This window comes from Piscinibacter gummiphilus, assembly GCF_002116905.1.
Taxonomy (GTDB): domain Bacteria; phylum Pseudomonadota; class Gammaproteobacteria; order Burkholderiales; family Burkholderiaceae_C; genus Rhizobacter; species Rhizobacter gummiphilus.
This window is the reverse complement of record NZ_CP015118.1, coordinates 1,491,565-1,516,569: the sequence shown is the minus strand read 5'-3', so window position 1 is coordinate 1,516,569 and position 25,005 is coordinate 1,491,565. Positions and strand designations below refer to the sequence as shown.

23 protein-coding genes and 1 tRNA gene are annotated in these 25,005 nt (G+C 63.5%); 7 read left to right on the top strand and 17 right to left on the bottom strand.

The annotated features are described in order from the left end of the window. Positions 1-27: 27 nt before the first annotated feature. Positions 28-104 (bottom strand) — tRNA-Arg (locus A4W93_RS06840). A gap of 607 nt (positions 105-711) precedes the next feature. On the opposite strand from A4W93_RS06840, the gene A4W93_RS06835 reads away from it, so the two are divergent. Genes A4W93_RS06835 through A4W93_RS06825 form a run of 3 tightly spaced genes read left to right on the top strand, consistent with a single transcriptional unit; the run spans position 712 to position 4,162 of the window. Beyond that, entirely contained in the window at positions 712-1,869 is a 1,158-nt protein-coding gene (locus tag A4W93_RS06835; RefSeq protein WP_237357713.1) for an ABC-three component system protein, read from the top strand. Next, on the top strand, positions 1,857-2,351 hold the full coding sequence (locus A4W93_RS06830; protein WP_085749907.1) for an ABC-three component system middle component 2: 495 nt from the start codon (positions 1,857-1,859) through the stop codon (positions 2,349-2,351). Before A4W93_RS06835 ends, A4W93_RS06830 begins: the two co-directional genes overlap by 13 nt. Next, on the top strand, positions 2,348-4,162 hold the full coding sequence (locus A4W93_RS06825; protein ID WP_085749906.1) for a coiled-coil domain-containing protein: 1,815 nt from the start codon (positions 2,348-2,350) through the stop codon (positions 4,160-4,162). Before A4W93_RS06830 ends, A4W93_RS06825 begins: the two co-directional genes overlap by 4 nt. Before the next feature lie 213 nt (positions 4,163-4,375). Here the strand turns inward: A4W93_RS06825 and A4W93_RS29550 are convergent, their stop codons facing one another. Together A4W93_RS29550 and A4W93_RS29545 are read right to left on the bottom strand one after the other, a co-directional pair. Continuing rightward, on the bottom strand, positions 4,376-5,080 hold the full coding sequence (locus A4W93_RS29550; RefSeq protein ID WP_157131607.1) for a hypothetical protein: 705 nt from the start codon (positions 5,078-5,080) through the stop codon (positions 4,376-4,378). Beyond that, positions 5,040-5,510 carry a hypothetical protein gene (locus A4W93_RS29545; protein WP_157131606.1) on the bottom strand — a complete coding sequence of 157 codons (471 nt, stop codon included), beginning with the start codon at positions 5,508-5,510 and terminating at the stop codon, positions 5,040-5,042. The genes A4W93_RS29550 and A4W93_RS29545 overlap by 41 nt, the downstream gene beginning before the upstream one ends. Before the next feature lie 627 nt (positions 5,511-6,137). Here A4W93_RS29545 and A4W93_RS06820 point away from each other — a divergent pair. Further along, positions 6,138-7,258, top strand: a protein-coding gene (locus A4W93_RS06820; protein WP_407081698.1) for an IS3 family transposase whose coding sequence is annotated in 2 segments (ribosomal slippage) — positions 6,138-6,402 and positions 6,402-7,258 — 1,122 coding nt in all. Because the reading frame shifts where the segments join, the coding sequence is not laid out codon by codon here. A gap of 199 nt (positions 7,259-7,457) precedes the next feature. Here A4W93_RS06820 and A4W93_RS29540 read toward each other — a convergent pair. Together A4W93_RS29540 and A4W93_RS06810 are read right to left on the bottom strand one after the other, a co-directional pair. Continuing rightward, entirely contained in the window at positions 7,458-7,865 is a 408-nt protein-coding gene (locus A4W93_RS29540; protein ID WP_157131605.1) for a hypothetical protein, read from the bottom strand. Between the two features lie 462 nt (positions 7,866-8,327). Continuing rightward, positions 8,328-8,609: a helix-turn-helix domain-containing protein gene (locus A4W93_RS06810; protein WP_085749904.1), complete on the bottom strand. Its 282-nt coding sequence runs from the start codon at positions 8,607-8,609 to the stop codon at positions 8,328-8,330. A 60-nt stretch (positions 8,610-8,669) separates the two neighbouring features. Between A4W93_RS06810 and A4W93_RS29535 the strand changes: the two genes are divergently transcribed. Then, complete coding sequence (locus tag A4W93_RS29535; protein ID WP_157131604.1) at positions 8,670-9,350, top strand: hypothetical protein; 681 nt, start codon at positions 8,670-8,672, stop codon at positions 9,348-9,350. A 150-nt stretch (positions 9,351-9,500) separates the two neighbouring features. Here the strand turns inward: A4W93_RS29535 and A4W93_RS29530 are convergent, their stop codons facing one another. Then, complete coding sequence (locus tag A4W93_RS29530) at positions 9,501-9,653, bottom strand: hypothetical protein (RefSeq protein WP_157131603.1); 153 nt, start codon at positions 9,651-9,653, stop codon at positions 9,501-9,503. A gap of 146 nt (positions 9,654-9,799) precedes the next feature. Between A4W93_RS29530 and A4W93_RS06805 the strand changes: the two genes are divergently transcribed. Then, positions 9,800-10,231, top strand: coding sequence for a hypothetical protein (locus A4W93_RS06805; RefSeq protein ID WP_085749903.1), 432 nt, complete (start codon positions 9,800-9,802; stop codon positions 10,229-10,231). Between the two features lie 167 nt (positions 10,232-10,398). Then, positions 10,399-10,668: a hypothetical protein gene (locus A4W93_RS06800; RefSeq protein ID WP_085749902.1), complete on the top strand. Its 270-nt coding sequence runs from the start codon at positions 10,399-10,401 to the stop codon at positions 10,666-10,668. A gap of 2,260 nt (positions 10,669-12,928) precedes the next feature. Here A4W93_RS06800 and A4W93_RS06795 read toward each other — a convergent pair. The 11 genes from A4W93_RS06795 to A4W93_RS06745 all read right to left on the bottom strand — a co-directional run bounded on the left by A4W93_RS06795 (position 12,929) and on the right by A4W93_RS06745 (position 25,002). After that, on the bottom strand, positions 12,929-13,363 hold the full coding sequence (locus A4W93_RS06795; RefSeq protein ID WP_085749901.1) for a hotdog fold thioesterase: 435 nt from the start codon (positions 13,361-13,363) through the stop codon (positions 12,929-12,931). 12 nt (positions 13,364-13,375) lie between these two features. Further along, positions 13,376-14,140, bottom strand: coding sequence for an ABC transporter ATP-binding protein (locus A4W93_RS06790; RefSeq protein ID WP_085749900.1), 765 nt, complete (start codon positions 14,138-14,140; stop codon positions 13,376-13,378). Beyond that, positions 14,137-15,990 (bottom strand): branched-chain amino acid ABC transporter ATP-binding protein/permease, encoded by a 1,854-nt coding sequence (locus tag A4W93_RS06785; protein ID WP_085749899.1) that lies wholly within the window; start codon positions 15,988-15,990, stop codon positions 14,137-14,139. Before A4W93_RS06785 ends, A4W93_RS06790 begins: the two co-directional genes overlap by 4 nt. 4 nt (positions 15,991-15,994) lie before the next feature. Then, on the bottom strand, positions 15,995-17,044 hold the full coding sequence (locus A4W93_RS06780) for a branched-chain amino acid ABC transporter permease (RefSeq protein ID WP_085749898.1): 1,050 nt from the start codon (positions 17,042-17,044) through the stop codon (positions 15,995-15,997). 96 nt (positions 17,045-17,140) lie between these two features. Beyond that, a complete protein-coding gene (locus tag A4W93_RS06775) occupies positions 17,141-18,139 on the bottom strand; it encodes an FAD-binding oxidoreductase (protein WP_085749897.1) in 999 nt (332 codons plus the stop codon). After that, positions 18,139-19,173, bottom strand: a complete 1,035-nt coding sequence (gene dmpG / locus A4W93_RS06770; protein WP_085749896.1) for a 4-hydroxy-2-oxovalerate aldolase — start codon at positions 19,171-19,173, stop codon at positions 18,139-18,141. Before dmpG ends, A4W93_RS06775 begins: the two co-directional genes overlap by 1 nt. A gap of 14 nt (positions 19,174-19,187) precedes the next feature. Continuing rightward, the gene (locus tag A4W93_RS06765) at positions 19,188-20,135 is read right to left on the bottom strand and encodes an acetaldehyde dehydrogenase (acetylating) (RefSeq protein ID WP_085749895.1); all 948 of its coding nucleotides are present in this window, start codon (positions 20,133-20,135) and stop codon (positions 19,188-19,190) included. A 36-nt stretch (positions 20,136-20,171) separates the two neighbouring features. Then, on the bottom strand, positions 20,172-21,974 hold the full coding sequence (locus A4W93_RS06760) for a feruloyl-CoA synthase (protein WP_320409213.1): 1,803 nt from the start codon (positions 21,972-21,974) through the stop codon (positions 20,172-20,174). Between the two features lie 22 nt (positions 21,975-21,996). Further along, the gene (locus A4W93_RS06755) at positions 21,997-23,142 is read right to left on the bottom strand and encodes an ABC transporter substrate-binding protein (RefSeq protein WP_085749893.1); all 1,146 of its coding nucleotides are present in this window, start codon (positions 23,140-23,142) and stop codon (positions 21,997-21,999) included. Positions 23,143-23,191: 49 nt separating this feature from the next. Then, the gene (locus A4W93_RS06750; protein WP_407081711.1) at positions 23,192-23,968 is read right to left on the bottom strand and encodes a 2-keto-4-pentenoate hydratase; all 777 of its coding nucleotides are present in this window, start codon (positions 23,966-23,968) and stop codon (positions 23,192-23,194) included. A gap of 29 nt (positions 23,969-23,997) precedes the next feature. Further along, positions 23,998-25,002 carry an NAD(P)H-dependent flavin oxidoreductase gene (locus A4W93_RS06745; protein WP_085749891.1) on the bottom strand — a complete coding sequence of 335 codons (1,005 nt, stop codon included), beginning with the start codon at positions 25,000-25,002 and terminating at the stop codon, positions 23,998-24,000. Positions 25,003-25,005: the final 3 nt, after the last annotated feature.

Sequence of the window (25,005 nt, the reverse complement as noted above, 5' to 3'; positions counted from 1 at the left end):
AACCCGTTGTTCTAGAACAGTAAGTTCTGGTGCGGCTGGCAGGAATCGAACCCACGACCCCTTGGTTCGTAGCCAAGTACTCTATCCAGCTGAGCTACAGCCGCGAAGCCCTCGACTATAACCTGTTTTCAGGGGTGATCGCCGCTTCGACTGACGTCGTGATGCGATCGCCCAAAGAAAAACGGGTCAATCCTTTCGGACTGACCCGTTTCTCTAGAACAGTAAGTTCTGGTGCGGCTGGCAGGAATCGAACCCACGACCCCTTGGTTCGTAGTTTCCTCCTTGCCGCCAAGTAGCTGATTCATAAGGGGTTTGTGGCCGTTCGTTCCAACATCACTTCCCCGCTTTGCGGTGTTTTGCGCAGGTCAGTCCCCCAAAAGTCCCCAATGGCCTTGCCTGGACAAAGCGCCCCAACTTCTGGGCGGCAAGGTCCGCAGCCTCGGCAAAAGAGTCGCAGTCACGCACGTGTCGCACACCGCTTGAACGGGGCAGCTCGCTAGTTCGGTGGACGGACGAAGAGGCATAGCTGCTCCCCGCTCTGACGCAACTGCCGAGGCAGGCCAACTGCATCCAAGTTGAGTGTCCTAAGGATCGTGTGCATTCCGACATTGGCAACCGTCGAGCCAACACCCGGCCGGGACAACTTGAGTAACAATGCGTGGCAAATCAACAGGTCCACGACCAGCTGTCTCAGGGGAGGCATGCAAGCGCATGGCACAAGAACGACCAACGGCGACCGCCTCAGGTGCGCCAAGCGAAAGCGGCGGACACGTCCCGATCCCGGGTGACGACGGCGAGAAGCCGCCCGCCCCTGCGAAGCTCCGGAAGCCGAAAAAAAATCGACTAGTGGTGAAGCGCGGAACTGTCCCGCCCTCGGTTTTTCTGCACACAGTCTCCGACAAGGAGTGGGAAGAGTTCATTGCAGCAGCCTGCCGCCAGCGGACCTTCGGCAGGGCCAAGTACGTCTCCGTCAAAGTGCTCGGAAACGCCGGTGACAAAGGGCGCGACGTCGAGGCCCGGCTTCAGGCTGCGCTGGTTCCCGACGGCTGGGACCTCTATCAGGCTAAGCACTACGAGCAACGCCTGACGCCCGGCAATGCCTACCCGGAGCTCGTGAAGTTTTTCGGGCACCTCCTTGCCAACAGCTTCCCCGTGCCGAGGCACTACTACTTCTGTGCGCCAAAGAACGCGGGTCCGGAACTGCACGACCTGCTAGCTCAACCTGACAACCTGCGCACGGGACTGTTGAGCGCGTGGAAAGCCGGCAGCCACGGCCTCAAGGACCACGCGGCCAAGCTGACACCGAAGATGAAGGATTTCATCGATGCCTTCGACTTCACGCGGTTCCGGGAGTGCCAGGTAGTCGACCTGTTGGCATGGCATGCCATCGATACCAACGCCCACTGCAAGCTGTTCGGGATCGAACCGGAGCGGGGCGATGATCCCGAGGTTCCCGCGCAGGCCGAGGCGTATGAGATGACGTACATCTCCGAACTCATCCGTGCCTACACGGAGGCGGAAGGGGTGCCGATGGATCTCGCGGAAGTACTGGCAAACGAGGTCTATGGCGAACATCTCGCTGCAGCTCGCGAAGCATTCTATGCAGCCGAAGGGCTCAAGCGGTTCAGTCGCGACATCTACATCGAAGACGAATTCAAGAACCTGCTCGAGATGGTCTTGAAGGGCATCAAGCTCAAGGTGAAAAGCCCGCTGCTGAAAACCGGCCTCGCGCGCCACGACGCCGCAATCGATGCAGCCCACGCCCTCGCTGTGACCGACAGCGTGCTGCACTCCCGGTTGCGCGGTGGTGACCTTCCCGGGAGCTGCCATCATCTGATCAACGAGAAGAAGCTCACATGGGTTCGTTAAAGCGCCAACAGCCAGAGCTGTTCAACACCCCGTTCGAGCTCGGGCTGCGCATGGTCTACCTTCTGTTCGCGCTTCGGCCAACTGGGGCGGACTTGCAGAAGCTGGTGTTGCTCGACTACGCAATCATCTACTCCAAGGACGTGGGGGGCCCTTCGAGCCTGCATACGCCGGTGCCGTACCGGAACGCCGAATTGTTCAGCCGGCGGGAACGGATAGAGCAAGGCCTCTACCTCATGAGCACGCGCGGCTTGATAGACGTGGTCCTTGACGACCGAGGAATGACGTACGTCGCTGGCGAGAGCAGCTTCACGATGGTTGGATCGTTGTCGTCGAAGTACTGGCGCGACCTGCAGGAACGCTGCGTGTGGGCAGCCGAACGGTTCGGCCGAGCGAGCTCGAACGAGCTTCTGAGCCTCTTTGGCGAAAACGGGCACCTCTGGGGCGCTGAACTTGAAGCTGTGAAGCAGCCATACCTCCTATGACAGTTACGCTCGTCTCACTGCTCGCAACCGGCCCGGGCAAACCCGATGCGCGGGTAGATTTTCGTGACCCTGCGATGCTCGTACGAGGCGCAAGTGATACCGGCAAGTCGTACATCCGCGATTGCCTGTGGTATCTCCTTGGCGGGGACAAGCTGCCCAAGAAGATCCCTGAAGCATCCGGCTACGACTTGCTCACTCTGACGCTGGAGACCGACGAGGGCACATTCGAGGTACGTCGCGCTCACGCAGGAGGCGACTCCGGCCTGATCAAGTTGCACGAGCGAGAGGATGCCCTGCCGCAGCGCGACGTTCATGACGAAGACATCAGCGACTTCCTCGTGCGCCACGCGGGTGCGTCAGGCAAGCAGTTGCTAAGGTCACGCTCGAAGCGTGGCGGTGTTACCAGTGGTGATCTGCGCCATTGGTTCCTGCTTTCGCAGCCGACGATGATTAGTGAAGATGCGACCGCCGGGCCGGTCGCCAACGCGACCCAGCGGGTCGCTGCGTTTCACATGCTTCTCACCGGGACGGACGATTCCGCCATCGAACTCGTCAAGACGTCGAAAGAGTTGGACCGGCTCTCTGGACAGATTCTAGGAGTTGAGGAAGCGCTGCGACGTGTCCGTGCGGATCTGCCCAACGACCAAACCAAGGCTGACGTCGCCGATGCCCTGGAACGCGTAGACGTCGCGCTCGGTGCGATGACGCGACACTACGATGCCCGAGCCAACTCGCTCAAGAGCGTCCGAGAAGATGTCCTGAGTAAGAACGAGGAGCTGAAAGCTGCTGAGAGGGACCGGAATCATTGCCTGTCCATGATCGAGCGGTTCAATCTGCTGGACGCGAAGTACAAGAGTGACAGCGAACGTCTCGGTGCCACCTGGGAGGGCGTCGCAATGTTCCAGGCGCTTGAAGAGGTTCCGTGTCCATTGTGTGGAACCTCGGCGGACGCGCAAGTCGACCCGCGGCAATTGCGCCAGGGCGCCCAAGACGGATACCGAAAGGCGTTGAAGGCAGAAGTCGAGAAGATCGTTATCCTGAGACAAGGACTCGCCGTGGCACTCGCGCGCGAACGCGACCGTGCCAACCGGATGGGGCAGACAGTCGCGACGTTACGGGAGAACCTGACTGAACTGGAAACCACCGAGAGAGCGCGTGTGAACGAAACGCGCTACGAGTTTTCCGGTGATCCCAAGTCCCTCGCCGTCCGCCGCAGTGCCCTGTCGGAGCAACTGGCAAAGTTCGACGAGGAGGCTCAACTCGTCACCGAGCACACGAGGCTGGCGACCGCCAAGAAGCAGAAGAAGATTCCGCTGAGTCGCAATGTCGGCGCTGCGGCAAACGATGTGGCCGCACATGCAAAGCGGTACCTGCACGCTTGGGGTTTCACCAGCATCCAGTCCGTGCTGCTTGACGCCGATGCTTGCGACCTGATACTCGACGGACGTGCCCGCCTCGATTTTGGAGCCGGCAAGCGCTCGATCTTCCTGACTGCCCTGACGATCGCCGTCATGGAGCATGCAGTTGGCAAAGGGCATCCGCACCTGGGCTTTGTCGTCGTGGATTCGCCGCTCAAGTCCTATGCCGACCCCAAAAGCAAGGAGCAGCGAGATGTCGCGGTTTCGACCGTTACCGATCGCTTCTATGCGTGGCTGGCCGAATGGAGAGGTCCAGGTCAAGTCGTCATTCTGGAAAACCAGGAAATCAAGGACGACTCCAAAGTCTTGCTGCAGCCGCTGGAATTCATTGGCGATGGCGACGACGAGGGGCGCCGAGGTTTCTACCCCGGCGCTCAGGATTCCTCAGACTAGACCGCCGCTCGGCTTGGGCAACCCTGACGAGGGTCAGCGAGAACGGGGTTGGCTTCAATGACGCGAACAAGAACTCGCTCGGAATACATCGAAGTCATCTCGTTTGGTCTGCTCCCCAACGCCGCGCGAGAGCGGCATCGCGCATTCTTCGACAAGCTGCACCGCCGACAAACTAAGAGACTGTCGGATGGTAGCGCTACTCTTAACGAACGACTACTCGCGGGCCTGATCCAGCGCGGGCTTGACCCTCGGTCGCCGCTTCGCTGGAGATTCTGCTCCAAAGTTGCCAACGACCACATTGTCCGAAGCATCAATGTGCTGAACTCCCACCGAAGGCAATGCAACCAAACCAACGGCCGAACCAGAGAAACGGAAATGATCAGCTTCACTCGCGCAAGCTGAACTTCCCTTCATATTCTCTTGGCTATCCTGAAGAACAAAGAACTTCCCATCCTCACTTTGCACCACCAAAAGGAGTGTTGCATGCATCGCCTTTACCGCACGCGCCAGTGTCTTCACTTCGAACGAACAAAGTTGGGCATGCTCCATTCTGGCGTAGCTAGGCTGCTTAATTGACATTGAGCTAGCCACCTGCGATTGGGTCTGGGATCCACGCAAGCCAAACAGAGTTGTCGGCGGAATGGTTTGCCCTTTAGTCGTCAGCAGCTGAACGGCTCGCTGCGCAGCTGCATGTTCAGACTCGAATCGCTCATCGGGGGCGTCACCGAAATCAGATGCTTCAGTTGACAGGCCAAAACCCAGCCGCGGCGAATATTGAACAATGAGCTTATAAGTATCCAAAGCGAGATCAACAAACCATACCCCAGAAGGATCGTATGGTTCAGAAATCTCGCTAGACAGCGAGTCACCAACAGTCCTATGAACTGCTGACAGGAAGTTGCTGAGTGCCTGATTCAAGGAGGTCACCAATCGTTAGTCCGTCAGACCCCGCGAGGTCGACCGAAAATACCTTGCCGGTGCGTTGCACTACGCGAATTGCACCGTTTATACCGAAGTAAGATTCATGCTGCTTGTGCCGATAAATCGATACCTCATCCACAGGAGAGTGCCGGCGGTTGTCTTCCTTCGCCGGGTAGAGCCGATCGTCGTGCTTCCAATCGCCCTCATCATACGGAACACCAGAGAACTCATCCTCAATGGTGTTTAAAACTGAATCTGCAAAATCCTTTGTTTCCTTACAAGAACAGCCGCGAGGCACGTCGTGAATAATGGCGAAATAAAGCGAAACACGCTCGCGCTTGGTCAATGGATTGCTAGATTTCGCAATGCAAAACGAGTCATGTTGCCGCGTGAAGCTCTCAATCGCCGGAAGCGATACCTTGGTCATTCGTGAAAGTCCCCGAGGTCAGGCTAGCTCTAGCCAGCAAGTGGTTTGGTCGTTGCATCTCTCGTCCTTGTGTAGTGGCCCGTACGTCACGTTCCATGACGCCCCAACTTCAATATATAGCCTCAATGCTATAACGTCAAGGGTAGGGCTTGTACCTGCGCTCACCCGCTGAGGCGACCTCCCCTCATGGCCCATCGTCTGCCTGGCGCCAGCAACCACTCGATCTCAGCTACGCCACCACCTGTCGCGTCAATTTGGACGTGTGCAGGAACACTGCGGAACTGAGTGAGCAATGAAAACAGCCCCACGTCATAGACGCGAGCTCCCTTGGAGGATTGGCTGGGGTCTGCCCCTTCCGAACTGCGCCCGCCAAGGGCGGTTGGTCGGCAAGGGGATCAATCGGCCAGCGCCAGAAGGAACTAGCTTTCGGGGCCAGATGTCCGGCCTTGATGGGGCGCGCTAACGGCCATAGGCAGCATCGTTCGAACAATCCGCCAGCCGATCGGCGCATGCCGAGCGACCCGCGGGGCAATTCGTCAGTGAGCAGCCGTTGCCGATCGTAAGCTCCCCCAACCAATAGACACCTGAATCTGGAAAATGCGGCCTCACAAGGAAGAAGAGGACGCGATGAGAAAGAGCAAGTTCAGCGAGAGCCAGATCGTGGCGATCTTGAAGGAAGGCGAGTCGGGGCTGGCCGTCGCCGAGGTGTGCCGCAAGCACGGCATCAGCGCAGCGACGTACTACGCCTGGAAGAGCAAGTACGCGGGCGTCTCGGTGAGCGACCTGACGCGCATGCGCGAGCTCGAGGCCGAGAACGCCAAGCTCAAGCGCATGTACGCCGATCTGGCCCTGGAGAACACCGCACTGAAGGACGTTGTCTCCCGAAAGTGGTGACGCCGTCTGCGAAGCGGCAGGCGGTGCAACTCATGATCGAGGATCACCGTGTGCCGATCAAGCGGGCCTGCGCAGCTGCAGGCCTGTCGCGGGCGGCGTACTACCGAGGGCCAGTGGATGGCCTGGTGCGAGATGCCGAAGTGATCGAGGCCCTGAACGTTGTGGTCGAACGTCGCAGCCGTTGGGGCTTCTGGAAGTGCTTTGATCGGCTGCGCCTGGACGGACGGCCGTGGAACCACAAGAGGGTCTGGCGCGTGTACTGCGAAATGGGACTGAACCTGCCGAGGCGAACGAAGAAGCGTGTTCCTCAACGCGACCCGGTGCCGCTGCAGGCGGGCGAGTTCGTCAACCAGGGCTGGGCCCTGGACTTCATGCACTACGCGCTCTACGACGGCCGCCGGTTCCGCACACTCAACGTGATCGACGAGGCGAATCGCGAGGCCCTCGCTATCGAGATCGGAACATCGATCCCGGCGCGGCGCTTGATCCGCACGATCAGTCGCCTGATCGACTGGTACGGCAGGCCCGATTCGATCCGCCTGGACAACGGCCCCGAGATGACCTCGCACGAGTTCACCGAGTGGGCCGCGGCCAAGGGAATCGCGCTGCGCTTCATCGAACCGGGCGAACCGAACCAGAACGCCTACATCGAGCGCTTCAACCGCACGTACCGCACCGAGGTGCTCGACACGTACCTGTTCCATTCGATCCAGCAGGTTCAACACATCACCGAGGAATGGTTGCTCGACTACAACGAGCACCGACCTCACGACGCCCTGGGCGGGCTGCCTCCGCGCAAGTTCCTGCCTAGGCTGACCACTGCCGCAGACTCCAGGAATGGAATGTCTACTTGACGGGGGAGCTTACGATCGGCTCGCAGCTTCGCTCCACGCTTCCTCCCCACACTCGGTCGCCCTCATGCAGTTGCGCTTCGCTCCGTTCGCTGTGATCAACTTACGGGAGGACTTGCACCTCCAAGAGTGCGCCCGTGCCGGGCGCACCATGAAAAGAGCCCCGCGTCATAGACGCGGGGCTCACTTGAGTTACGGACGCTCAGCCGACGATGCCGGCCTTTTCGCCGCCATCGTTCTTGAACGGATTGGGGATCCACTTGTAGATCTTCAATTCGATGAAACGGCCATGTTCATCCTCTCGCTTCCAACCGAGGAGACCGTCGCCTTCGTCGAATCCAACACTGCCAAAGTAGTCTGGGCAGTCCTCGGTGATCTTGTCGATGCAACGGTGAAGCGTTCCCGGATAACCTTGGAAAGTCAGTCGATAGTATGGCTGCCCCGCTGCATCGACATCGAACCAGCCTGCGGCCTCCAGGCAGAACTCGGGCTGTTTCGGATCCTCGCTGAGTTGGAGAGAGAGACGCCCCTTCAGGTGTGCATCGCCCGGATGAGGTTGGTCAGCATGGGTCAAGCGGCCGGAGCCGGAATGAATTTTGATGGTCATCATGATGAATTCACTTTCGAGTTACGGGTTGGTGTCACGCCGCTACGGGGGTTGTCGTGACCCAAGGCAATGACCAACATTCGAAGTGAAAATCAGGACGCTACGGCAGCGTTGAACCGCGCCAGCGGACGAACGCGCGATGGAGCGCAAAGTGTGACTTCTGTCCCACCGAGGAGAGCCCACCAGCATCGGTTTCGCGGCAAAGCCTATGTGCCACCGTCGAAGGCCGGCTACCGAACGTGCGATTGAACGGAGCGCGCGCGGTCACGTCCAAGTGGCCCTGAGCGGCCCAGCATGGAACTCCCGAGCAATCTGCGGGCGGCTCAGAGGGCAACGACTCGGGACCAAGCAACGAGCCTAGTCGAGCGAAGAGGGCTGCTTGCGCACAGACCCGCCAGACATAGAGCCGAGTGGCGTGTTGCTTCCACGTCGGCCTGCATCGATGCACTAGCCAACGCGCTGCTGTTAAACCTCCGAGGGCGCTTCTCTCGCCCGCCTCTTCAAGGCGCGATGCCGCCGTTCGATCCTTTCGGCGAACTCGGCCGGGCTGAATTGCACCGCGGCGGCCAGTTTCCAGAGCACGCTGATGGTTGGCTGCTTGCGCGCTGACTCGATCAACGTGATGTAGGGGCGGTCGATCCCAGCCGCGCTTGCCACATCCTCCTGCGTGATGCCGAGCTCGATCCGCCGGTCTTTGAGACACGATCCGAGAGCTTCGAGCAGGACTGGGTTGCGGCTGGGACGCATGGGCGTCAACTGTGCGCAACACGTTCACTTTTGACACGTGTCAATAGATAACATTTCAGGGTGCAGAACGACTTTATTTCTCATCGGGGCGAACATCCCGTCCTTCACTACCGACTTCATCCTCATGCGAGGAAGCGGATCGCCCAGCGCACCGGCCTGTCTGCCACAGACGTTCTGGATGTGCTGAACACCGGCAAAGGCGTACCGCTGAACGACCCCAGTCGACACCACGAGCTTCGGGCCTACTACCTGTTCTTCGCCCGATGCGACTCGAGCTGGTATGTCGCAGTCGCCCGCGCATCCTGGTGCTTCCAATCTCCGGGGCTGGTCGTCACGGTTCTGACCCAGCGGCAGTACGAGCATGACCGAGGCGAGATCAGCTCCGAGTCACTGTCGAGCGCAGCCCGACAGGCGATTGGAGGTGTGGAGGAATTCCCATTGGCGCCGCCCTCGGCCGACAGAGAGCTGGTTCGGCGGCAGGACGTCAAGGTGGTCATGACGGGGTGGGACTGCGATTTCACGCCCAGGCGCGTGGTGCTGGGCACGCCGCCTCTTCCGCACAAGCGGGTCACTCGGTGCGAGGCCGTGGAAACGTGCAATGCAGCCTCGATCTGGCCGTGGATCCAGCAACGGACACGCACCCTTGGGATCGATCCTTCGTTCCGGCTGGAACGACTTGAGGTACACGCCTGCGGTTTTCCCGTGAGCAACCTGGCCATTGGCCTGTGCGGTCCGGCCTAGCGGAACGGGAGTGGCGGGCCAGCTCGCCGCTCCTGCAACTACAACCTCGTGATTGCGGGTTGTGGTCGGTACGAGTGCCAGTCGCAACCACTGCGCACACGGGCAGTCCGGGCAGCCGCAAGTCAGCGCATGCGCCCGCCGCCCAAACGCCTAGCCCGTGTTCTTACGCTGGAGTGTGTCGGGATCGAGTTCGCCACGCACGATGGCATCCTGCTGCGCCCTCGTGACCGTTGTCCGTTGCGACACGTAGTAACCGCCGCCGCCGATCACTGCGAGCAAAACCAGAAGCAGAAGTATGTCCATGCCGGTGTCCTGTAGTGAACGGATTCTTGCCAAGGGTAGTGCGAGCGCCTGAAACGAACAATTGGTCTGGCGGGGGAGCGTGAGAGAAGCGTCAAATCGACGCCACATGTTAACTGAAGTCACGTGTCTATTGATAACATTGCGACATGGAGAACCTCCAGCCAACTTCGTTGAGCGATGCGGACACGAGCGATTCGCAAGACAAGTCGTCATGGATCACCGGACTCGTCGTGATGCTCGGCTTTGCGACCGTCGGCGCGATTCCTGGCGTGATCATCGGCGCGGTTGTCGCGGGCGTTCTGCTCCTCGCAAACGTCGTGACCGTTGCCGGCGCCTGCTGGGTCGCAGGAATCTCTACTGCGGCTTTCTCCACATGGGCAGCCAGACAGGCGCTCTCCGGAGCGACCGCCAGCCACATCGATGGATCCACCCAGCTCGGGGGTCACGCACTCCCCTGGCAGCTGACGGAGGACGAAAGCTTCAGTGCGAAGGACGTGCTCCGGCCCTATGACGCCCTGTACTGCGGCGATGGTCTTCTCGATCCGAACAGGTGCAGCCGTGGAGGCTGCTGGGACTGACAGGCATCCGAGCGTCTCAAGGTCCGGTGGCTAGGCTGCGCTTAACAGGATCGGTTAACAGCATTCCATGACAGCATTCAATGCTGCAATGGAATGCTGTCATCACGCTCGGGTCAGCCGGGACCTGAGAGTCCGAACTTGAGGCCTTGCGGCCATGGAGTCAGAAGATGGAAGCCCTTCTGTGGTTCTATTCCGCCGCACCGTGTGCCGTCATCGGCGTCGCACCGCTGCTTTGGCTGCTTTGGCTGCTCGGAAATCCGGAAGGGCGATTTCAGCGCTGGGGCCAGCGACTGAAGGCACGCGTCGAGATCGACCTGCAGTTGGCGCGTGAGCGTCGGCAAGCCGAGCAAGCCTGTGACGCCGAAGAAGAACTGGTGCGGCGCATTGCCGACACCGAGATGAATCGGCTCGCTCACTTGTCCCACCGAAACAAGTGACGGACTGATCGTGAGAAGTAGCCCCCGGACGCTGTCCGGGGGCTCGAGGGTCGACCTGTCGCCAGGTCTGGATTGAACTCACGTGATCCGCGGAAATGTCCGTCGACATTTACCGCATGCCGTGAGCACGAGTCCTCCTTGTCTACCGGCTCTCGTGAAGCCAGCACTTCATCATCGACGCGCACGCACGCGCATCGACTTCTATGCGGCCTACAGGGCCGCTCCTTTCCTTTCTGTATTGAAGGGCGCGCCAACGCCCAAGAAGTGACCGCGGCCGGGGAACCACCCCCGACCGCTCCCATGGAGCCTCCCGGCTCCGCTTGTCATCGATACTCTGCTAGCTCGGCCTGTCGGCGCGATCGGTGCCAACCGATCGTGATCTTTCGATCTCGGCACTGGCTTTCGGCCAGGCCTTCATTGCCTACACGGACCACGCTCTCACCCCATCCGCTGACCACCCATCGCTACTGGGTTGCCGACACACTGCCACGTGTGCCGAATCGGACGAGATTTCCACAGTTAGACCGCAGCTGTGTTCTACGAAGTTCTAGATGTGACCCGGCTGTTCCAACCTCTGTCTCTGGACGCATCTTCCAGATTTCGGGGGCCCGAAGGCGGTAAAGAGATCCCCTTACGAGTTGGTTGCCGTTCAGGTCAGCAGCGGGCATCGCAGCCCTAGCACCTGTCGGTCGCCGTAGCGACCTTTCGAACTTCTCCGCATCGCACCCTTTCGAGTCGGGCGCTTTTAGACGTTTAAGCTATCAGTCGAGGCTTCAGGCTTCCGGGCGCGACCCCGTTCACCATCAGCTCCCCCGACATCCCCGGATGCTTCATCCGTGATGCCGACGTCGGTCTTGCTCCGACTTGAACTGCCATCGTCTGCGGCACTGGTTGCGCGGCTTTCCCGCGCCTCCCAGGAGAGGGCTTGCACCTCCTTTCACCACGATCAGGTCGCCCAGGCATTTCCGCCCGGTCGCCGTTTCCTGCTCGCACGCCTACCAACCGCTCATGCGGTCTGGTTCATGGGCTGAAAACAGGGGGTTACTCGGCATCTGCCGGATTAATCCCTGCCCTCGCCCTCGCACCGGACATGCAACTTTCACTGCATCCGGCGCCAACTAGCAGACTCCCTTGGGTTGGCGACCCACGGGCGTGAGGACTGGCGGTCCTCTGGAGCATTGCGCTCCTGGTCGATGACGAGTTCTTCGGCGGGTTGGCGGCCCGCCTCTGCATCTCGGCCGGGATGCACAGGGGGGCCGTCGATCCGCCTGGGAGCAGTTGCCACTCGGTCGCCTTGCTTGTGCCTGATACACGGTGATGTGCCACATCCCCCGCTACGAGCCGCGCAAACACCACCTTCATTCCACGTGATAAGGCCGGCTCGCTATCACGTGGGAAATCAAGCACTTACCCCATGCACATCCATGAACACCTGAATCCGGCCCTGCAGTCCATCTTGTTGAACTGGACCCGGGGCTATCGCTGCTGGACCGTCACGCCACCCCTACCCCGGACGAAGGCCGAATCCATCCTGCAGTTGAAGTGGCCCGAACGATACGGAACCCAGCTTCCCGCGTGGAAGCGACAGGACCGCAAGGCGCGCGGCTTACCGAGTGCGCTGTCACTGGGTGCCCCGGTCGTGTCAATGCCCGAACACATCCAGTGCTTCTTGATGGCGACGCCTCCGGCCCTTCTGGTGCCAGCAACATCGCCCTTCGCTCAAGAGGCGTGGGCCACGAGGTGCCCTGAGCTTTCCGAATACGTTCTGATTCACGAGCCTCGGCACGACAAGCAGTACGCATGGACATGGAGACTCCAGGAGTCCACGATGCTTGGCCTCGAGCGCCGACTGACCACGTTGGTGTCCACGGGCCAAGGCCGTGTTCTGGCAAACGAGACTGCGCAATGGGTGAGGTTCTACTGCGCCTACGGCGGCGTGCGGCGGCAACTTCGCCATCTCTTGCGCTCCCACGCCAAACTTTGGGAAGCGAAGTATCAGTCAGGGTGGCCAGGGCCCGATCCGGAACGCCTGCCCGCCCAGATTGGTTTCAAGCAGGACTCGAAGAGGCAAGTTGAGCGAAACCCTTCTCTGTAATCTCTCTCTGTAATCGTTCTCTGTAATGCGTCTCAGTAGTCGGTCAAGCAATCACGCCCGCGCGCCGATCAAGGACCGCTCGAGCGCACTGCTGGCCATCCATTGCCTTTGGGCGGGCGTCAGATCGACCGGGCGCCCTTCCAACTCGCGCGGGATCCCTCTCGCTCAGTAGGCGTTCGGCACCGACAGCACGGCCAGCGTCACCCGAGAGACACACACTGCTTTCCCCTCGTCGTCCGTGATCCGCACGTCCCATACCTGGCTCTTGCCGCCCAGATGGGCCGGGGTCGCAAGGCCGTGGACATGTCCGCTCTTCACGGCACGGACGTGGTTCGCGTTGATCTCGAGGCCCACGCAATGGAACTGCGCGGGGTCCACCGTGAGCGAGCCAGCCCATGACGCCAGTGTCTCGGCGAACAGCACCGACGCGCCGCCGTGGAGCACGCCGGCCGGCTGTCGCGTGCGGTAGTCCACCGGCATGCGGCCACGGAGAAAGTCATCACCGAATTCGGTGAGTTCGATGCCCAAATGCCCATTCGCGCAATCCGCGCCCTTGGCATTGAGCTCCGCCACGGAGAATTCACGAAACCAGATCACCATGTCGCCTCCTGTTCAGTTCGCTCGGGCCACCCCGAGGTACGCATCGACCACCCGTGGATTCACGGCCAGTGCCTTCGCTGGCCCCTCCAGGGTGATCTCTCCTACCTCCAGCACGTAACCGTAGTCGGACACCTTGAGGGCGGCACGGGAGTTCTGCTCGATCAGGAGCGTGGCGACGCCCGTGCCGCGCAGATCCGAAATGATCTGGAACACGTCTGCCATCACCCGGGGCGCGAGTCCCAGCGACGGTTCGTCGAGCATCAGGACCTTCGGATCGCTCATCAGCGCGCGGCCGATCGCCAGCATCTGCCGCTCGCCACCGGACATCGTGCCCGCCTGCTGGTGGCGCCGTTCCTTCAGCCGAGGAAACAGCGCATAGATCCGCTCGAGCGACTGCGCTCTCGACCGACCCGACGCTCGCCGTCGATAGGCACCCAGCGCGAGGTTGTCCTGCACCGTCATCGACGCGAACAACTCGCGCCGCTCCGGAACGAGTGCGATACCGCGCTCGAGACGCTGTTCGACATCGTCGTGGCCCACGTCGACCCCGTCATGGCGGACGTCGCCGCGGATGCGGCTGGAGTCGGGCAGGAGGCCCATGATGGCGTTGAGCAACGTGGACTTGCCGGCGCCATTGGGGCCGATCACCGTGACGATCTGCCCGGCCCCCACCCGGATCGACGCGTCATGCAGAACTTCGACACGGCCATGGCTGACGGCCAGATGCCGGGTTTCCAGTACGGGCTTCTCCTCCCGCATTCTTCTGTCCGCGCTCATTCGATGCCCCCCAGATAGGCCGCCAGAACGGCCTCGTCGCGTTGGATGTCGGCTGGCAGACCCTCGGCGATCTTGCGACCGAACTCCATCACCACCAGGCGATCGGCGAGTCCCATGACGAAGTCCATGTCGTGTTCGACGAGCAGCACGGCCATGCCCTCCCGCTGGAGCGCCCGCAGCAACTCGGCCAGCGCGTTCTTCTCCTGCAGACGCAATCCCGCTGCAGGCTCATCCAGCAGCAACAGGACGGGATCGGTGCACAGGGCCCGCGCGATCTCCAGGATGCGTTGCTGTCCGAGCGCCAGGTTCCCCGCCGGGGTGTGCATGACCTCCCCGAGACCGACACGCCGAACCTGCTCCGCAGCGAGGTGCAGCAGTCTTGCTTCTTCCTCGCGATCGAACCGCAGCGCCGCCGCGATGGGACCGGCGGTCCCGCGCAGGTGAGCGCCCATCGCGACGTTCTCCAGCACCGACAGGTGAGGGATCAGGTGAACGTGCTGGAAGGTGCGGCCCACGCCCCGTTGAACGATCCGGCGGGCATCGAGGCCGTCGATCCTTCCGCCGGCGAAGCGAATCTCCCCCGAGGACACCGGGAGGACGCCGGTGATCAGGTTGAACATCGTGGACTTGCCTGCCCCGTTGGGACCGATGAGGCCGATGATCTCCGCGGCATGAACCTCGAACTTCATGTCGTTGATGGCGACCAGCCCGCCAAACTGCTTGCGAACCTGGTCCACCGACAGGATGACCGATCCCGGCTCGGGCTTCGCCCGCCGCGGCACTTTCGAGAATCCGGCGGGGGTGGCCGCTGGAGGCATCACCGCGGGGTCCGGGGTCTGGACACGCGTCCACCGGTCGGCGATCCACGGCCACAGCCCCTGTCGCGCGCGTTGCAGCAACACGACGATCAACACGCCGAACACGAGCATCTCGTAGTTGCCATTGGAGCCGAGCAGGGACGGCAGCACGTGCTGAAGCTGACTCTTGAGGATCGTCAGGAGCGCGGCGCCGAGCAGCGCCCCCCACACGTGGCCGATGCCACCGACCACCGCCATGAACAGGTACTCGATGCCCATGTTGAGACCGAATGGCGTGGCACTGACCGATCGCTGCAGGTGGGCGTACAGCCAGCCGGACAGGCTCGCCATCAGCGCCGCGAGCACGAACACCAGCAACTTGTACTTCGCCGTGTCGATGCCCATCGCCTCAGGCATGGTGCGGCCCTTCGACAGTGAACGGATCGCACGGCCAGGCCGCGAATTGAGCAGGTTCATCAGCAGGACGAGACAGGCAGCGAGGCAAAGCCAGATCACCACGTACATGGCTCGGGGGCTCCCGAGCTCCTGCGAGCCGAACTGCAGCGGGGGCACGCCCGACAGGCCATCGAACTTGCCGAGGAACTCGAGGTTGCCGAACAGGTAGTAGAGCGAAAGTGCCCACGCAATCGTGGCGAGGGGAAGGTAGTGACCCGAAAGCCGGACCGTGACGGCGCCGATCACCGTGGCGGCCAGGCCCGAGACGACCCACCCGGCCGGCAATCCGAGCCACGGCGACATGCCCGCCGCGGTGGACAGGTACGCGCTCGAATAGGCACCGAGCCCGACGAACGCCGCCTGGCCGAACGAGGTCAGTCCCCCGACGCCGGTGAGCAAGACCAGGCCCAGCGCCACGATGGCATAGAGACCGATGTAGTTTCCGAGGGTGATCCAGAACCCCGGCACGGGCAGCAACGGCACGGCGAGCGCCGCGACGAGCAGGACCAGCTGGAGTCTCCCGGGACCGAAGCGCGCCGTGCGCCGCGGTGGGGTCGAAGCGATCAGATCCACGAGGTCTTCCTTGGTGGCGGACATGAGCTCACTCCTCGTCCGAATGCGGAGAGCGCAGCGAACGCCAGGCGAGCACTGGCAGGATGAGCGTGAAGACGATCACCTCCTTGTAGGCGCTGTGCCAGAACGACGAATAGCTCTCGAGCAGGCCGACGAGCAGCGCGCCGGCGGCGGCCAGTGGGTAGCTGGCCAGGCCGCCGATGATCGCGGCCACGAACCCCTTCAGCGCCACGACGAAGCCGGTGTCGTACTGCACCGTGTTCATCGGCCCGATCAGGATGCCTGCGAGTGCGCCCAGGCCCGTGGCGAGCGCGAAGGCGAGCCGTCCCGCCTGAACCGTGCCGATGCCCACGAGACGCGCGCCGTTGCGGTTGACCGCGGTGGCCCGCAACGCCTTGCCCTTGAGCGTGCGCTCGAAGAATGCGTACAGCAGCCCGATGAGCCCCGTCGCCACGGCGATCACCACCAGGCTCTGGCCTGCGACGTCCACCCCGCCGGCCGAGACGACCCAGTCGGTGAACGGGTCGGTACGAGAACCTTCCGGACCGAACACCAGCAGGCCCAGGCACAGGGTGGCGAAATGGACTGCCACGGACACGATGATGAGCACCAGAACCGATGCTTCGGCAACAGGCTGATACGCCAGGCGATAGATCGACAGGCCGATCGGCACCGTCAGCATCAGCACGAAGACGATCTGCACGGCCATCGGCATGCCCTGCCAGGGCACGGCCATCGACGCCACCCACATGCCGGCCGGGTAGGCGATGTTCTCGATGGCTCTGCGGCCGATCCGGGCCACCGGGAAGGGCTTGTGGCGGCGCTGCTGCAGTCCGGCCACGACATCGACGCAGAAGGACAACAGGCCGAGCGCCATCAGCAGCCAGACCAGCCGGGGGAAGTGACCGGACTGCAACCCAGCCAGGGTCAGCGCACCGAACCCGACGAACTCGCCCTGCGCGAGAAAGATGATCCGTGTCACCGAAAACACCAGCACGAGTGCCATCGCCAACAGGGCATACACCGCCCCGTTCGTGATGCCATCCTGAGCCAGGATGACCGCGATACCGAAATCCATTTGCGAAATCTCCTCACGCGCCACGGTGGCGCCGATGTCGAGGTGGGTGGCGGGTCCGCGTTGGATCGAGCAGCACGCGGCGCTGTGAACCTGGCGCTACCTGTTGGTCAGGACGAAGGCATCGCTGTGGAAATGCTCGGATGGAAGCCCACGCTCGCCGACGTACGCTGCACGCGCGGCATCGATCATCAGCGGGTTGCCGCAGGCATAGACCTCGTGCATGGAAAGATCCGGCAAGTCCTCGAGCACGGCGGCATGGACGAACCCGGAGCGCCCACGCCAGCCGGCACCAGGCTCCGACAGCACGGGAACGATGCGGACGCCCGGGAAGGTCGCCTCCCACGCATCGATCGAATCCACCGCGTAGAGATCACTCCACTGTCGGCCTCCCCAATAGAGCACCGCGCCGCGCGCCGCGATTTCCGCATGGTGGGCCTGCAGCATCGACGCGATCGGCGCGTAACCGGTGCCCGAGGCGAGCAGCACGATCGGGGCGGGTCGGTCGCTCAGCATGAAGGAGCCGAACGGCCCCTGGACCCTCAGGAGGTCCTTCACTTTCAACTTGTCGTAGGCGTGGGTGGAAAACCTGCCGCCTTCCATCCGCCGAACGTGCCACTCGATCACACCCTCGTCGTTGGGCACGTTGGCCATGCTGTAGCTGCGGCGTGCGCCGTCCTTCATCAGTACGTCGGCGTACTGCCCCGCCCGGAACTTGAAGCCCGACCCGCTCGGCAGCTGCAGCTTCACCACCGTGACGTCCGCGCTGGGCCGCGACACGTCGATCACGCGAGCTCCCGCGGTGACGACCCGCTGGCCGGGCTCCCTCGGCACGTTCGGGGCCAGCAGGACCACGTCGCGCGCGGGATGGGCCTGGCAAGTCCGACACTTTCCCCCACCGGGCAATTGAACGCCCTCCGGATGGATCACTGCTCCCTCGACCAGATCGAGGCAGCACGTGTCGCAACTGCCGGCACGGCAACTGTGCGGCAACCAGTGGCCTGCCGCGACCGCGGCATCGAGGATGGTCTGGTTCGTGCCGCACTCGAACGCCGCGCCGTGCGGTTCGAGCCGGATCTGAAACACCTCCGCCATCATCAGCCCGCCGTCGAAGGTGTTCCGGACCGCTTGAGCAGGTCGAGGGCCACGTCGACGATCATGTCTTCCTGGCCTCCCACCATTCGGCGCCTGCCGAGTTCCACGAGGATGTCCACGGTCTTGAGCTGGTACTTCTTCGCGGCCACCTCGACATGGCGGAGGAAGCTGCTGTAGACGCCGGCGTAGCCGAGCGCGAGCGTCTCGCGGTCCACACGCACCGGGCGGTCCTGCAGGGGACGCACGATGTCGTCGGCGGCGTCCATCAGCTTGTGGAGGTCGGTGCCATGGTTCCAGCCCATGCGATCCGCCGCGGCGACGAACACCTCCAACGGCGCGTTGCCCGCGCCGGCGCCCATGCCCGACAGGCTCGCATCGACACGATCACAGCCTTCTTCGACCGCGACGATGCTGTTCGCAACGCCCAGGCTGAGGTTGTGGTGCGCGTGCATGCCCGTCTGGGTTTCGGGCTTCAGCGTGTCCTTGAACGCGCGGAAGCGATCACGGACGTCGTTCATGCTGAGCGCGCCACCCGAATCGACGACGTAGCACACCGTGGCGCCGTAGCTTTCCATCAGCTTCGCCTGCTCGGCAAGACCCTTGGGCGTCTGCATGTGGCTCATCATCAGGAAGCCCACGGCTTCCATGCCGAGGTGGCGCGCGTACTCGATGTGCTGGCGGGAGATGTCGGCCTCGGTGCAATGCGTCGCCACACGGACGACGCGTGCCCCGGCCTCATAGGCCGCCTTCAGGTCGTGGACCGTGCCGATGCCCGGCAGTAGAAGGGTCGCGATCCTGGCGTGCCTGACCGCGCTCGCGACGGCTTCGATCCACTCGATGTCCGTGTGTGCGCCGAAACCGTAGTTGAAGCTTCCTCCGAGCAGACCATCGCCGTGCGCGACCTCGATCGAATCGACTTTCGCCTCGTCCAGCGCGCGGGCGATCTGCCGGGCCTGGTCCAGCGAGTACTGGTGCCGGATCGCATGACTGCCGTCGCGCAGCGTCACGTCCGAGATGTAGATCTTCTTCGCGTTCATCGTCGCCTCCTCCGTCACGCCGTCGTTGCCAGCATCTTCTCGGCCATGCGATCGGCGGTGCGGAGCGCCGCGCTGGTCATGATGTCGAGGTTGCCTGCGTAGGCCGGGAGGTAGTGCGCGGCGCCCTCCACCTCCAGGAACACCGAGGTCTTGAGTCCCGTCAGCCGGCTGCCGATGCCCGGGATGTTGATCGGCCGGTCGGCTTCGATGCGATCGAACTGCACGCGCTGCTTGAGCCGATAGCCCGGCACGTATTGCTGCACGGCCCGGACCATCTCCTCGACGGAACGCTCGATCGCGCCTTCGGCGGCGGGTTCACTGAGGGTGTAGACCGTGTCACGCATGATGAGCGGCGGCTCGGCCGGGTTGAGCACGATGATGGCCTTCCCCTTCGTCGCGCCGCCCACCACCTCGATGGCCTTCGACGTCGTCTCGGTGAACTCGTCGATGTTGGCGCGCGTCCCCGGTCCCGCGCTCCTGCTGGAAATGCTGGCGACGATCTCTCCGTAGTGCACCTTCGCCACGCGGCTGACGGCAGCCACGATGGGAATCGTGGCCTGGCCACCGCAGGTCACCATGTTGACGTTCTCCGCGTCCAGATGGGCATCGCCGTTGACGACCGGAATGCAGTACGGTCCGATGGCCGCCGGCGTCAGGTCCACCAGGCGAATGCCGGGCTTCCTGTGCCGCAGGAACGCATCGTTGCGGAGGTGGGCGGAGGCGCTCGTCGCATCGAACACCACGTCGATGTCGGCGAACTCGGTCATTCGCACGAGCCCTTCCACGCCTTCGTGCGTGGTCGCGACACCCAGGCGCCGTGCCCGTTCGAGGCCATCCGAGGCGGGGTCGATGCCCACGAGGGCGCCGACCTCGAGGTTCTTGCCATGGCGCATGATCTTGATCAACAGATCGGTGCCGATGTTTCCCGAGCCGATGATCGCGGCCTTCAGTTTCTTGCTCATCAATGTCTCCAAGTGCGACAACCAGTCGTGCCGCAGTCAATCCAGCAGGATCACGAGTTCGGACTTCGGCGATGCATGCAACATCTCCACCAGTGCCGCGCGCCGGGTCAGCACGCCACGCTGGTTGACGTAGCCCTTGTCGGTGATCTCACCCGCATCGAGGCTGAGGGGTTCGTCCATCACCAGCGCTCGCGCGGGACACTGCGAGGAGCCCCCACCGGTGCTCCGCAACTTCATGAGGCCACCCATCACGTGGTCCACCCACTGGGCGCGGGAAAGCCCCTTCGCCGCCGCCGAGGGGAAGACCAGCAGCCCGATCTCGTCCCTGTCGTGACCCGTGATCACCGCATCCTGGACGTGCGGTGCGAGGGCATCGATCACGCGCAGGCGCAGCATTCCCACCGACACCCAGGTCCCGGTGGTCAGCTTGAAGTCCTCGGCCACGCGGCCGTCGAAGCGGATGCCCTGCTCGGGCCGCGCTTCGTCCATCAGAAGCCCGGCGTCGCCGATGCGGTAGTAGCCGTCCCTGTCGAAGGCAGCCTCCGTCTGCTCCGGGTTGCCGAGGTACTCCGTGAAGACCTGCGGTCCCTTCACGCGCATCTCGAGCTTGTCGCCGTTGGGCAGGAACTTGATGCTGCTGCCGGCGACCGGCAGGCCGATGCAGCCCGGGCCGTCGAGCTTCCAGCTGACGTTGGTGAGGACCGGTGCCGTCTCGGTCGATCCCCACGCCGAGGTGAACCACACGTCGTCGCCCTTCACGGCCCGCGCGCAGCGCTCCATGCGATCCCACGTGACCTTCGGGAGTGCAGCGGCCGCGAAGAAGATCCCCCGAATGCGGGCGAGGAAGTCGCGCGCGAACGTCTCGTCCTCCTCGAGGAAGGAAACCAGGGTGTCGAATCCCCGTGGCACGTTGAAATACAGCGTGGGCTGAATCTCCCGGAGGTTGCGGACCGACTTCTCCATCAGTCCCGGAACGGGCCGACCCTCGTCGATGTACAGCGAACCCCCGTTGCAAAGCACCAGGTTCATGTTGTGGTTCGTGCCGAACGTATGGCTCCACGGCAGCCAGGACACCACGACCGGCTTCTCGTCCCGCAGGAACCGCCAGCTCTGGCGCATCTGCTGCTGGTTCGCACACAGCATGCGGTGCGTGTTCACGACCACCTTCGGTTTGCCCGTCGAGCCGGATGTCAGCAGGTACTTGGCATGCGTGCGAGGCGTGATGCGCGCGAACGCCTCCATCACCGCAGGAGACTCCTGCGTGCGGGCGATCTCCGCGAACGAGTGGGCGCCCGCGACTTCGCAGGTGTTGTGGCTCAGCACGACGGGGCAACCCAGCACACACGCCCGGATGGCGGCGCCATAGACCGCTCCGTCGCTCGCGTAGAGCACGCCGGCCGGCAGCTGCGCCAGGATGGCCCCGATCTTCGCGTGATCCTTGGCAACACGCGAGTAGGCGCTCGACACCGACGTGAACGGCCGGCCGATGTGCATCGTCGCGAACATCAACAACGCGTGGTCCAGGCTGTTGTCCGACAGGCAGACGACCGTCTGATCCGGCCCGATGCCCAGGTCCAGCAACCCCTGGGCAATGCGCCCGATCCGCCGTCGCGTCTCGCCGTAGGTCAGCCTGACCCACTGCCCGGACTCGTCGCGTTCCGCGAGGAACAACGCGTTGGGAGTCAGCCGGGCCCAATGTTCGAGCCAGTCGCCGATGCACCGAGTGACACCTCCGAGCACCTCGGTGGCATGCAGGACGAACCCGCCCCCGGGAAGCTCTTCCCGGTACACGCTGGGTGGCGCCAGCATCGCGGGATTGTCGAAGAACGTGTGCGGCATGTTCATTCCCCGGAGGCGGTGGTCACTTGAGCAGCTTCCACGTGTTCTTCTCGATGGTCACGAGGACGCGGCTCGTGGCGCCGAAGCCGGAGTGATCGGTGGCGCTCATCGTGACGACCCCGTGGGTCGTCGCCAGGTCCCGGGTGGTCTCGAGCGCGTCGCGCAGCGCGGCGCGGAACTCGGGGGATCCCGGCTTGGCCTTCGCGGCCGCCACCGCCACGGCGCGGTCCAGGACCAGGTACGCGTCGTGGGCGTAGGCGCCGAACGGGCTGCGCGAACCGGTGCCGTACTTGCTTTCGTAGGCCCGCACGTAAGCCAGGCCGACCTTCTTGCTCGGGTTGCCGTCGGGCAGCTGCTCGACCACCAGCACGTTGCCCGTGGGCAGGATCGCCCCCTCGTCCGCAGAGCCGGCGACACGGAGGAAGTCGTTGTTGGCCACGCCGTGGGTCTGGTAGAACTGGCCCTTGTAGCCACGCTCACGCAGCGCCCGCATCGGCAGGGCCGACGGCGTGCCGCTGCCGGCCACCAGCACGGCGTCCGGCTTCGCCTGGATGACCTTGAGCGTCTGCGCCGTGACGCTCTGGTCGGTCCGTGCGAAACGCTCCACCACGACGACGTCGACGCCGAAGCGGGGCGCGGTCTTCTGCACCTCCTGCAGCCAGGCTTCGCCGTAGGCATCGCTGAACCCCACGAAACCGAGCGTCTTCACCCCGGTCGACTTCATGTGCTCGAAGAGCGCCGTCGACATCACCTCGACCGACTGCGGCAGCGGAAACACCCACGGGATCTGTTTCGGCGCGAAGGGTGCGAGCGCGATCTGCGGCGTCCTGGTCTCGTTCGCCACTTCGGCGACCGCCAGCGAACCCGGCACGTTGGACGTGCCGATGATCGCGTCCGCGCGGTCGGCATCGACGAAGCGGCGAGCGTTCTTCGCGGCCTGGGTCGGATCGGACGCATCGTCGAGCACGATGTAGTTCACGGGCAAGCCACCGAGCGTCTTGGGCAGCAGCTCGATCGTGTTCTTCTCGGCGATGCCGAGCGACGCCGCTGGGCCGGTGGTGCTGAGCGTCACGCCGATCGTCACGCCAGAGGTCTGGGCTTGGGCCGGGGCCAGAGAGAGTCCGAGCGAAGCGAGCGTCGACGCGAGGATGAAGTGGCGGCGGATCATGTCGTTTCTCCAGCAGAATTCAGGGAATGCACGAGACAGAACGGAGCCATCAGACCGCGCGGCTCCGGACGCGGCCGAGACCGGCGATCTCCAGATCCAGTGCGTCACCGGCCAGGAAGGGGAACATCGGACCCAGGGCACCCGACAGCACCACGTCGCCCGCCTTCAGCGGCTCGCCAAGGGAACGCATCGTCTTGGCGAGCCAGTAGGCCGACAGCAGCGGGTTGCCGAGGCAGGCGACGCCGCTGCCCACCGACGCGGTCTGTCCGTTCTTGCGGAAGTCCATGCCGAGGCCGGCGAGCGACAGATCGCCGATGCGGCGCGGCTCGTGCCCCAGCACGTAGACACCGCACGAAGCGTTGTCGGCGACGGTGTCCACGAGCGTGATCTTCCAGTCCTGGATCGCGCTGTCCACGATCTCGATCGCGGGCAGTGCGTACTCGAGCCCCGCGAGGAAGCGCGCCCAGGTCAGTTGCTCGTCGGCCAGGTCGCGGCCCACGACAAAGGCCACTTCACCTTCGGCCTTCGGCTGGATGAGCCTCGAGGTGTCCACGTCCTCGCCATCCAGCAGTTCCATGTCGGCGAAGAGGACGCCGTAGTCGGGCTGGTCGACGCCCAGCTGCTGCTGCACCGCCCTGGAGGTCAGTCCGATCTTCTTGCCGGAGATCCGGCGCCCTTCCGCCAGCCCGGCCTCGATGTTCAGGCGCGACACGGCGTACGCCTGCTCGGCACCGGTCAAGCCGTACGTTTCGGAGATCCGCGGGATCGGCTTCCGCGCCGAACGGGCCTCGCGAAGGTCCAGGGCCGCGCGCTGGATGGGGGTCATGTCGCTCATGGAATGCTCCTGGGGCTGGGTCACTGGTTCAGATGCCGTTCCGCGAGCGCGCGCAGCTGGACGCTTTCGTCCTGCAGGGCCGTCACGTAACCGCGGTGCAGCTCGGCCACGACGTCCGCGGTCGAGGCCACGCGTTCTATGCCGCCGACGCCGTGGCCGGCGGACCAGACGGACTTCCACGCCTTCGGGGCGTCGACGATGTCTCCGGAGAAGTCGATCTTCTTCTCCTCGTTCAGCTGCGCCTCCGAGAAGCCGGCGGCCTCCACGGTGGGCTTGAGCCAGTTCGCCAGCACGCCCGAGACCGCGCGGGTCTGCACCAGGTCTTCGATGCGGCTGGCCACGACCATCTCGCGGTAGGCGTCCGCGGCCTGGCTTTCCCGCGTGGCGATGAAGCGGGTTCCCGCGAGCACGAAGTCGGCACCGAGCAGCTGTGCCGCGCGGATGTCGCGGCCGGACGTGATCGCACCGGCGAGGCCGAGCGGGCCTTGCCAGAACTCCCTCACCTCGGAGACGAACGCGAACGGGTTGAAGTGCCCGGTGTGGCCCCCCGCACCGTTGGTCACGAGCACCAGGGCGTCGACACCCGCATCCGCAGCCTTCCTTGCCATCGATGGCGTGACCACATCGGCGATCACGATGCCGCCGTAGCCGTGCACGGCATCCAGCACCCGGCGCGGGCTGCCGAGGGCGGTGGACACGATCTTCGGCCGGTACCGCAACACGAGTTCCAGCTCGCGATCGAACCGGTCGTAGCTGCTGTGGACGATCATGTTGAGCGCCCACGGCGCCTCGGCATCGCCCTGCTGCACGCCGTCACGGGTGCGGGCCATCCAGTCGTCGAGCACCTCGATGTTGCGCGCATTGGCCGCCGGATACGAACCGATGATGCCCGCCTTGGCGCAGGCGATCACGAGCTCCGGACCACTCACGAGGAACATGGGTGCGGCCATCATCGGCAACGTGCTCCGGTCCATCAGGGACAGGAAGTCGCGCTGGGACGGTGTCAGGTTTCTGTCCAGGGTCATGGG

Excerpts from the sequence above, each read along its gene's own strand:
- A4W93_RS06835 (WP_237357713.1), top strand. The coding sequence starts at position 712 with ATGGCACAAGAACGACCAACGGCGACCGCCTCAGGTGCGCCAAGCGAA.
- A4W93_RS06830 (WP_085749907.1), top strand. The coding sequence starts at position 1,857 with ATGGGTTCGTTAAAGCGCCAACAGCCAGAGCTGTTCAACACCCCGTTC.
- A4W93_RS06825 (WP_085749906.1), top strand. The coding sequence starts at position 2,348 with ATGACAGTTACGCTCGTCTCACTGCTCGCAACCGGCCCGGGCAAACCC.
- A4W93_RS29545 (WP_157131606.1), bottom strand. The coding sequence starts at position 5,510 with ATGACCAAGGTATCGCTTCCGGCGATTGAGAGCTTCACGCGGCAACAT.
- A4W93_RS29540 (WP_157131605.1), bottom strand. The coding sequence starts at position 7,865 with ATGATGACCATCAAAATTCATTCCGGCTCCGGCCGCTTGACCCATGCT.
- A4W93_RS06810 (WP_085749904.1), bottom strand. The coding sequence starts at position 8,609 with ATGCGTCCCAGCCGCAACCCAGTCCTGCTCGAAGCTCTCGGATCGTGT.
- A4W93_RS29530 (WP_157131603.1), bottom strand. The coding sequence starts at position 9,653 with ATGGACATACTTCTGCTTCTGGTTTTGCTCGCAGTGATCGGCGGCGGC.
- A4W93_RS06805 (WP_085749903.1), top strand. The coding sequence starts at position 9,800 with ATGGAGAACCTCCAGCCAACTTCGTTGAGCGATGCGGACACGAGCGAT.
- A4W93_RS06800 (WP_085749902.1), top strand. The coding sequence starts at position 10,399 with ATGGAAGCCCTTCTGTGGTTCTATTCCGCCGCACCGTGTGCCGTCATC.
- A4W93_RS06795 (WP_085749901.1), bottom strand. The coding sequence starts at position 13,363 with ATGGTGATCTGGTTTCGTGAATTCTCCGTGGCGGAGCTCAATGCCAAG.
- A4W93_RS06790 (WP_085749900.1), bottom strand. The coding sequence starts at position 14,140 with ATGAGCGCGGACAGAAGAATGCGGGAGGAGAAGCCCGTACTGGAAACC.
- A4W93_RS06785 (WP_085749899.1), bottom strand. The coding sequence starts at position 15,990 with ATGTCCGCCACCAAGGAAGACCTCGTGGATCTGATCGCTTCGACCCCA.
- A4W93_RS06780 (WP_085749898.1), bottom strand. The coding sequence starts at position 17,044 with ATGGATTTCGGTATCGCGGTCATCCTGGCTCAGGATGGCATCACGAAC.
- A4W93_RS06775 (WP_085749897.1), bottom strand. The coding sequence starts at position 18,139 with ATGATGGCGGAGGTGTTTCAGATCCGGCTCGAACCGCACGGCGCGGCG.
- dmpG (WP_085749896.1), bottom strand. The coding sequence starts at position 19,173 with ATGAACGCGAAGAAGATCTACATCTCGGACGTGACGCTGCGCGACGGC.
- A4W93_RS06765 (WP_085749895.1), bottom strand. The coding sequence starts at position 20,135 with ATGAGCAAGAAACTGAAGGCCGCGATCATCGGCTCGGGAAACATCGGC.
- A4W93_RS06760 (WP_320409213.1), bottom strand. The coding sequence starts at position 21,974 with ATGCCGCACACGTTCTTCGACAATCCCGCGATGCTGGCGCCACCCAGC.
- A4W93_RS06755 (WP_085749893.1), bottom strand. The coding sequence starts at position 23,142 with ATGATCCGCCGCCACTTCATCCTCGCGTCGACGCTCGCTTCGCTCGGA.
- A4W93_RS06750 (WP_407081711.1), bottom strand. The coding sequence starts at position 23,968 with ATGACCCCCATCCAGCGCGCGGCCCTGGACCTTCGCGAGGCCCGTTCG.
- A4W93_RS06745 (WP_085749891.1), bottom strand. The coding sequence starts at position 25,002 with ATGACCCTGGACAGAAACCTGACACCGTCCCAGCGCGACTTCCTGTCC.